The sequence below is a fragment of the Streptomyces sp. SID10853 genome, from assembly GCF_010548145.1.
In the GTDB taxonomy this organism is placed as follows: Bacteria; Actinomycetota; Actinomycetes; order Streptomycetales; family Streptomycetaceae; genus Streptomyces.
The window spans coordinates 1-8,487 of the sequence record NZ_JAAGLN010000280.1; the positions used below are offsets into that span (position 1 = coordinate 1).

General features: G+C 73.1%; 5 protein-coding genes. 2 read left to right on the forward strand and 3 right to left on the reverse strand.

Annotated features, from left to right (window positions below):
• The 3 genes from G3I19_RS32025 to G3I19_RS32035 all read right to left on the reverse strand — a co-directional run.
• On the reverse strand, positions 1 to 1,173 hold a 1,173-nt coding region (locus tag G3I19_RS32025; protein WP_164267224.1), incomplete at its 3' end, for a penicillin acylase family protein.
• A 63-nt stretch (positions 1,174 to 1,236) separates the two neighbouring features.
• Complete coding sequence (locus tag G3I19_RS32030) at positions 1,237 to 2,541, reverse strand: helix-turn-helix domain-containing protein (protein WP_164267225.1); 1,305 nt, start codon at positions 2,539 to 2,541, stop codon at positions 1,237 to 1,239.
• Positions 2,542 to 2,865: 324 nt separating this feature from the next.
• Positions 2,866 to 4,503 carry an acyl-CoA dehydrogenase family protein gene (locus G3I19_RS32035; protein WP_164267226.1) on the reverse strand — a complete coding sequence of 546 codons (1,638 nt, stop codon included), beginning with the start codon at positions 4,501 to 4,503 and terminating at the stop codon, positions 2,866 to 2,868.
• Between the two features lie 17 nt (positions 4,504 to 4,520).
• Between G3I19_RS32035 and G3I19_RS32040 the strand changes: the two genes are divergently transcribed.
• Together G3I19_RS32040 and G3I19_RS32045 are read left to right on the forward strand one after the other, a co-directional pair.
• Positions 4,521 to 5,675, forward strand: a complete 1,155-nt coding sequence (locus tag G3I19_RS32040) for a YihY/virulence factor BrkB family protein (RefSeq protein ID WP_164267227.1) — start codon at positions 4,521 to 4,523, stop codon at positions 5,673 to 5,675.
• A gap of 393 nt (positions 5,676 to 6,068) precedes the next feature.
• Positions 6,069 to 8,408, forward strand: coding sequence for a LuxR C-terminal-related transcriptional regulator (locus G3I19_RS32045; RefSeq protein WP_164267228.1), 2,340 nt, complete (start codon positions 6,069 to 6,071; stop codon positions 8,406 to 8,408).
• The last annotated feature ends 79 nt before the right edge of the window (positions 8,409 to 8,487 follow it).

Consider the following 8,487-nt stretch of genomic DNA (forward strand, 5'->3'; position numbering starts at 1 on the left):
ACTGCGCCAGGCGTACCGGGTCTCCCAGGCGGGCACGGCCCGCAGCCCGTTCGCCCGGTCGCGCACCGGGACGGCGCCCGCGACCCGGTGCAGCAGGCCGCCCCGGGTGTCCGCGGCCTGGACGACGTTGACGGGCTCGGCCCACCGGTCGAGGGCCCGGTCCACATCGTCGACCGTACGGGCGCGCAGCAGCGACGCCATGGCGTCGAAGCCGAGTTCACCGGTGACCCGCGGGGGATACCGCAGGCTGATCGCCGAAGGGGCGTCCGGGCCGCCGACGACGACAGGGCCGCGTGCCGTCTCGGTCACCTCCACCGTGACCGGCTCGCCGCCCGCCACCTCGATGGTCTCGGTGTGGGACGTGGCGGGCTCCCAGCCGTCCGGGCCGAACGCCTCCACGCCCGCGCCGGTGCGCCGCAGGCGTTCCCGGTAGAGGTCCTGGTAGTCGGCCATCGCGTTGGTGATCGACCAGGCCACCGTCGAGGCGTGCCCGAAGTGCGCGACGCCGGGAATGCCCGGCACGGCGAGGCCCGCCACATCGAACTCCGGGCAGGCCAGGTGGACTTGCTGGTAGACGCCCGGCGCCTCGATGAAGCGGTGCGGGTCGCCCGCCAGGATCGGCGCGCCGCTCGCGGTGCGTTCCCCGGTGACCAGCCAGCCGTTGCTGCCCGCGGTGTGGGGCCCGTCGGCCGCGAAGAGGTCAACGGCGCGGTCGCCCAGCGCGGCGGCCACCTCCTCGCGCCACAGCTTGGCGGGGAACTGGGCGAAGAGGATGTGGGTGGACAGCCAGACGGCCAGCGGCGTCCACGGCTGCCAGCTGCCGGGCTCAAGGCCGGTGGCGGCGAACTCCGCCGCGTCCCCGGCGCTTTCGGCCAGCCCGGCGTTGACGCCCTCGGTGTACGCGCCGACCCACTCGGCGGTGTCCGCGTCCAGCTGCGCGTAGCAGCGCCGCGCGGTGTCCGCCAGCCTGGCCCGTCGGGCGAAGCGGTCCCAGCCGACGGCCTCGGGCCCGAGGAAGGCGGCGCTCGTGCCCTGTGCCCGGTGCCGTTCGGTCTCGATCTGCCAGGCGCGGTCCGTCGCCGCGTTACGGCCCTGCGCGCGGGCCAGGGCCAGGGCGCTGTCCGCGCGCAGATGCGGAATGCCCCAGCGGTCGCGGTGTACCTCGGCGCTCACCCTTGCCCCCGATCCATTAGGTTAGGCTCGCCTAAGCTAATACATGCCTGGTCGGGAGACAATTCACGGCCGCGGCAGTACGGACCTGCGCACCGCGGGCGCCGTCGAGTACGGCAGCAGGTCCGCCGGGTCGTCCGGGCCCTTCACCTCCACATCGACCCCGTCGGCGAAACGGTACGGGCGGTGCGCCAGCACCTCGGCGAGACCGCGGCGCACCCGCGACATCTCCGCGCGCACCGTCACCGTCCGCGTCGCGTCGCCGAACAGGTCGTCCGCCAGCTCGGCCGCGGTCCGGCCCTCGCGGTGCAGGCTCAGCACACACAGCAGCTCCGCGTGGCGGGGCGTCAGATCCTGGGTCCAGCTGCCGGAAGCCCCCGACACGGTCACCGACCAGCGCCTGCTCCCGCTCAGATCGAGGACGACCCGGCTCGCCGCCGCCCCGTCACCCCGCAGGCCCGGGCCTGGCCCCTCCCCGTCCAGCCGGATCAGCCAGCCCCCCGGCAGCGGCTCCACCGTGCACATCCCGAGCGAGGGCAGCCAGATCCGGCCGGGCCCGAAGGACTTGGGCAGCGGCAGACGTCCGGCCGGCGGCATCCCGGTCACGGCGGCGGGCCAGCCGTGCGCGTCCACCGCAAGGGCCCGGCCGCCCACCCTGTTCAGAACCGGCGCCGCCACCGAACGCAGCCGTTCCACCGAGTCGAGATGGCGCTCCCGCAGCTCGGCGGCGGCCAGCCGGGCCACCGAGTCGACCAGGGCGAGCATCGCCGGGTGGAAGGTGGAGTCGGGGCCGCTCACATCGATGACCCCGAGCAGCCGCCCGTCGCGCGGATCCTGCACGGGCGCTGCGGCGCAGGTCCAGTTCTGCAGCGTACGGACGAAGTGCTCGGCGGAGTGCACCTGGAGGGTCTGACCGGTCGCCAGGACGGTGCCGACCGCGTTGGTGCCGGTGGAACCCTCGCTCCACGCGGCGCCCTCCTGCAGCCAGATGCCGTTGGCCCGGCGCAGGACGGCCCGGTTGCCCTCCCGCCACAGCACCCGGCCGTCGGCATCGGTGACCACCATGACCTGCATCGACGCGTCGGCGACCGAGGCGAGCCCCCGGCTGAGCGTCGGCAGCAGATCGCCCAGCGCGGTGGCTCTGCGCCGGTGCTCCAGCTCCGCCACGCCCAGCAGCACACTGCTGGTGTCCCGCTCCGGGTCCAGGCCGATCCGGAGCATCCGCTGCCAGGAAGCGCCGATGACCGGGCGCGGTGCCAGCTCCGGACGGTCCCCGGAGAGCGTCGCCTCACGTATGCCGTGCAGCGTACGGGCGCTCTCGCGGGTGTGCCGGGCTATGGGGCCGGCCACGCCGGAGGCTCCGGTCCTCATGGGTACTCCCGATTGTGGTCCACGAATTCGGCCTGCGTCCGGCCTGCTCGGCCGGTCGGCCCACTTGGTCCGGTCGGTCCGGTGTTCCGTTCGGTCCAGCTGTGCCGTGCCTCATCGTGCATCTCCGGTGGCCCCGGCGCACCGGACTCCGCACAACCCTTGCAACGATCTGCAACCCTGGCGTAAAAAAAGGCGGTTGCACGAAGCTGGGTGTCCAGCCGGGGTGGTGCCGTGTCGGCGCAGCATCGACCCCGGCTGGCCCCGTGCCGCGTCGCGATCCCGGCACTGCCCGGTGCTGCCCTGAAGGGGGCGGACGGGGCCGCGCTATCCGTCGGCCCGTGCCCGGTCGACGACCGATCCCAGGTCCAGCGTGTGCGGCAGCGTGCCGAACGCCGTACCCCAGTCGCCGCCCAGCCGTGAGGCGCAGAACGCGTCGGCGACCTCGGGCGGCGCCCAGCGCACCAGCAGCGAGCCCTGGAGCACCAGCGCGATGCGCTCGGCGACCCGGCGCGCCCGGCCCTCGATCCCGTCCAGATCGGCCAGCTCGGTGAGCAGGTCCCTGATCGCCCGGTCCAGCCGGTGGTCGGCGCCGCGCGCTCTGCCCACCTCCTGGAGGAACGCGTTGAGCGCCTGCGGCTCCCGCTGGAGCGCGCGCAGCACATCCAGCGCCTGTACGTTGCCCGACCCCTCCCAGACGGAGTTGAGCGGCGACTCGCGCAGCAGCCTGGGCAGCCCGGACTCCTCCACATAGCCGTTGCCGCCCAGACATTCGAGCGCCTCGGCCACCACCGGCGTACAGCGCTTGGTCACCCAGTACTTGGCGGCCGGCACCGCGAGCCGCAGGAACGCCCGCTCCTCCTCCGTGTCGCTGTCGTACGCGGCGGCCAGCCGCATCGCCAGGGTCGTCGCCGCCTCCGACTCCAGCGCCAGATCGGCCAGCACGTTGCGCATCAGCGGCTTGTCGATCAGCTCCCCGCCGAACGCCCTGCGGTACGCGGTGTGGTGCACGGCCTGCGCCACCGCCTGCCGCATCAGCGCGGCCGAACCGATCGCGCAGTCCAGCCGGGTCGCCGCCACCATCTCGATGATGGTGCGCACCCCCCGGCCCTCGTCTCCGACCCGGCGCGCCCAGGTCCCGTCGAACTCGACCTCGGCCGACGCGTTGGACCGGTTGCCGAGCTTGTCCTTGAGCCGCTGGATCGCGAAGACGTTGCGGGCGCCGTCCGCCAGCACCCGGGGGACCAGGAAGCAGGTCGGCCCGTCCGGCGCCTGCGCGAGCACCAGGAAGCCGTCGGACATCGGGGCCGAGCAGAACCACTTGTGCCCGGTGAGCAGATACGTGCCCTCGTCCCCCGCGACCGGGGCCGCTGCGGTCGTGTTGGCGCGGACGTCGCTGCCGCCCTGCTTCTCCGTCATCGCCATCCCGAACAGCGCCCCCGGCTTGCTGCCCGGGGCCCCGAGGTCCCTTTCGTACACATGCGAGGTGAGCCGCGGCTCCCACTCGGCGGCGAGCGCCGGATCGGCCCGCAGCGCCGGCACGGCCGCATGCGTCATCGACACCGGGCAGCCGTGCCCCGCCTCGACCTGCGACCACACCAGGAACCCGGCCGCCCGCCGCACATGCCCGGCCGGCCGGCCCCAGGCGTCGGTCAGCCCCGCCGACACGGCCTTGCCGAGCAGCCGGTGCCAGGCAGGATGGAAGTCCACCTCGTCGATCCGGTGCCCGTAGCGGTCGTGGGTCCGCAGCCGCGGCGGGTTCTCGTTCGCCTGGAAGCCCCACTCCCGCGCCTGCGTGGATCCGGCGCTGCGGCCCAGCAGCGCCAGCTCCTCCCGCACGCCGCCGGCGAGTTCCGGCGCGGTGTGCCGGTCCACGGCCTCGGCCAGGACCCGGTCGGTGGTGAAGACGTCATGTCCCACCAGGGGCGGAGGCTGGTTGGTCACTGTGTGAGTGCTCGGTGCCATGGGGCTACGGTATGGAGGTGCAGGCAGCAAATGAAACAGGGGAGCAGCATCCGGGTCTGCTCCACCGGGCCAGAGCCCTCTATCGCAACGTCTCCAAACGCAGGATGGCGTGGTTGCTCCTCAAGGACACCGTCAACTCCTGCATGGAGTACCGGATCCTGGGGCTCGCGGCCGAGGCGGCGTTCTTCACGCTGCTCTCCCTGCCGCCGCTGCTGCTCAGTCTGATCGCCCTGCTCGGCTACGTCGACGGCTGGACCGACACGCACACCGTCGCCAGCCTGGAGAAGAACATCCTGCACGCGGCGAGCACGGTCCTCTCCGACCGGGGCGTCCACGACTTCGCCGAGCCGCTCCTGGAGAATGTCACCCACGGCAAGCGCCCCGATGTGGTCTCCATCGGTTTCGCCTTCGCGCTGTGGTCGGGATCGCGGGCGGTGAACGTCTTCATCGACACCATCACGGTGATGTACGGGCTGGACGGCCGGCGCGGCATCGTCATGACCCGGCTGCTCTCCATCGTGCTGTACGTCGTCGCGCTGGTGATCGGGGCGGTGGTGCTGCCCCTCGCGGTGGCGGGCCCCGACCGGGTCGTGCAGTTCGTGCCCGGCGGCGAACAGGTCATCGCCGTCCTGTACTGGCCGGTCGTCGTCCTGCTCTCGATCGCCTTCCTCACCACGCTCTACCACGTGTCCGTACCGGTGCGCTCACCCTGGATCGAGGACGTGCCGGGCGCCCTGGTGGCCCTGGGCATGTGGTTCCTGGGGAGCCTGCTGCTGCGCATCTACCTCACGAGTACGGTCGAGGGCCCGACGATCTACGGCTCGCTGGCCGCACCGGTCGCTGTGCTGCTGTGGATCGGGGTCTCGGCCTTCGCCGTCCTGGTCGGAGCCGCGGTCAATGCCGCCATCGACCGGATCTGGCCCTCGGTGGCGACCGCGGCGGCCCGCGCGGCGAACGAACGGCTCCGGCGCCGGCAGACGGCACCCCCGGAGGGCGGAGCGCACACCCCCGACCATCCGGGCGCCGCGGCCCCCGATACGGACGACGACGGGTCGGACATGCCGTCCGAATTCCCCGAACGCTGGTCGAAGTTCCTGCCGCCGGAGGACGTCACGGCCCGGCTGCGCTCCAAGAAGCCGGACGACAAACGCCCCACACCGGACCAGGACTGACGACGGACGGCCCTTGCAAGGGGGCCGGTCTGCCCCGGTGTGGACGTACGCGCGGCCTCGTCCCCGGCCGCCCCGCATGCTGTCCCGGGCGAGGGCGCCATCCCCGCCCCGGACCGCGCGGCGTCGTACGTGTCGTACCCCCGGGCAACCGCCGCCGGGGTACCCCGGGTTACGGCCTTGGGAAAGGCTTGGCAACGCCCTTACGGAAAACGTTCCCGGCCGGGGCCCGCCCGGCGCCGGCCCGGCCCCTCCGTAGCGCGTGCGCGGGTCGCCCGTCCGGTGGGTCTGCCGATCGCCTGGTGTCACTGACCGTGGTGGACCCCGTACGCTGAGGTGCGCGACAGAGACGCGCGGTGTACGCGGAGACGTTCAGGAAGCGCGGCGGGGGGCGGCATGGCACTCGGTTACAGCCGGCGTACCGGCGAACTGCCCTTGGAAGTGACCGGATTCGTCGGCCGTTCCGCGGAGCTCGACCGGATCCGTGAACTGCTGGCGCGGGCGCGGCTGGTGACCCTCGTCGGCCCCGGCGGAGTGGGCAAGAGCAGGCTGGCGCTGCGCGCGGCGCTCACCCTCAAAGGGAGTTACGCGGACGGCATCGTCCTGGCCGAGCTGTCCTCGCTGCACGACCCCGAGCTGCTGCCGCAGGCCGTGGCGAGCGCACTGGGGCTGGCCGAGCAGTCCGGGCGGGTGCTGCTGGACGTCGTCATGGAACACCTCCAGGAACGCAGGCTGCTGCTCGTCCTCGACACCTGCGAACACCATCTCGACGCCTGCGCGTTCCTCGCCGACCTGCTGCTGCGCGAGGCCCCGGGGGTGACCCTGCTGGCCACCAGCCGGCAGCCGCTGGACGTCCCGGGCGAACACACCCTGCACGTACCCCCGCTGGCGTACGACGACGCGGCGACGCTCTTCGAGCAGCGCGCGGCAGCCGTCGTGCCCGGCTTCCGGATCAACGCGGGCAACCACCAGGACGTACTGGCGCTCTGCCGACGCCTCGACTGCATTCCGCTCGCCATCGAACTGGCCACCGTACGGCTCAGGGCCATCCCGCTCGACCAGCTGACCGCCCGGCTCGAACACCGCTTCCGGGTGCTCACCGGCGGCCGCCGCAGCGCAGCGCTGCCCCGCCACCAGACCCTGCGCACCGCGATCGACTGGAGCCACGACCTGTGTTCCGCCGAGGAACGGCTGCTCTGGGCGCGGCTCTCGGTGTTCGCCGGCCCGTTCGACCTGGCCGCCGTCGAAGAGGTCTGCTCGGGCGCCGGCCTGCCACGCGAGGAGATCATCGAGCACCTCATCGGCCTGGTCGACAAGTCGGTGGTGCTGCGGGTGCTGGACGGTGACGACGGCTCACGCTACCGGCTGCTCGACACCATCAGGGAGTACGGGGCGGACCGCTGCGCCGCGCTCGGCGGCGAGCAGGAACGCTGCCGCGCCCGCCACCGCACCCACTATCTGGCCCGGGTCCAGCACTTCTACGAGACCGTCCTGACATCGGAACAGGTGCCGCTCTACTGGGAGTTGTACCGAGACCTGGCCGATCTGCGCAGCGCGCTCGACTACTCGCTCTCGCGGCCCGACGGCATCAGGCCCGGTCTGGAGATGGCCGCCAGGCTCTGGCCGTTCTGGGTGACGGCCGGGCTCTCCAAGGAAGGCCGCTACTGGCTGGGCAAGGGCATCGACGCCGACCCCGAGCCGTGCCGCGAGCGGGCACTCGCGATGCTCTGGCGCAGCCTGCTCGCCCTGGTGCAGGGCGATCTCGAACCGGCACTCGCCGGATTCGAGGCGACCCGTGAGGTGGCGGGGCAGGCCGGTTCGGAACTCGACCTCGCCCTCGCCACCGGCTACACCGGCGGAGTCCGCTGGCTGCTCGGCGACCCGGAGACGGGACAGCGGCTGCTCGACGAGGCGCTGGCCCGCCAGCACCGCATCAACGACCGGCTGAGCCTGGTCGTCTTCCACTACCAGAAGGGCTATATGCACGCGGTGCTGCGCGACTCGGCCGCCGCCGTCGAGGAGTGCGAGAAGGCGCTGCTGCTGCTCGGTGACGAGAGCGGTGAATGCATCATCAAGGGCCAGATCCTGGTCATCGAGGCGATGGCGGCCTGGGGGCGGGGGGAGCCCGCGGAGTGTGTGGCGCTGGCCCGCTCGGGTCTGCACCGCAGCCGCGAGGTCCACGAGATGTTCGGCGCGGCGAACAGCCTGGAGCTGCTGGCCTGGGGCGCCGCCGAACTGGCGAGCCCCCGCAGGGCCGCGTGGCTGCTCGGGGCCGCCGGGGCGCTGTGGCGCAAGGTCGGCTCCCCGATGATGGGGGCCACGGTGTACCTGGACGACCACGCGCGGGTGGAGAGCGCGGTCCGCGCCGAGCTGGGCGAGGAGGAGTTCGCCCGGCTCTTCGCCCAGGGCGCCGAACTCCCGCTGGACCGCGCCGTCGAGCTGGCACTCGTCGACACCGACACCCCGGCGGTCCCGCTGCCCCGGCAGTCGGTCCCGCCCCCGGGCGACACACTGACCCGCCGGGAGCGGCAGGTCGCCGCGCTGGTCTCGGAAGGGCTCACCAACCGGGAGATCTCCGAACAGCTGGTGATCTCCAAGCGCACGGCCGACGCCCATGTCGAGCACATCCTGGCCAAGCTGGGTTTCTCTTCCCGCGCGCAGATCGCGGCCCTGGCCGGGCAGTCCGAAGAGCCCGGGGCCGCCGGGGACGGGACCGCGCAGGCGCCGCCCGAGTAGGTCCTGTCCGGGCCGCGGCCTGCCCGGGCGCGGCCCGGGCGGGGGCGGCGCCCGTGCGCAGCCGCGCCGGCGTTTCGGC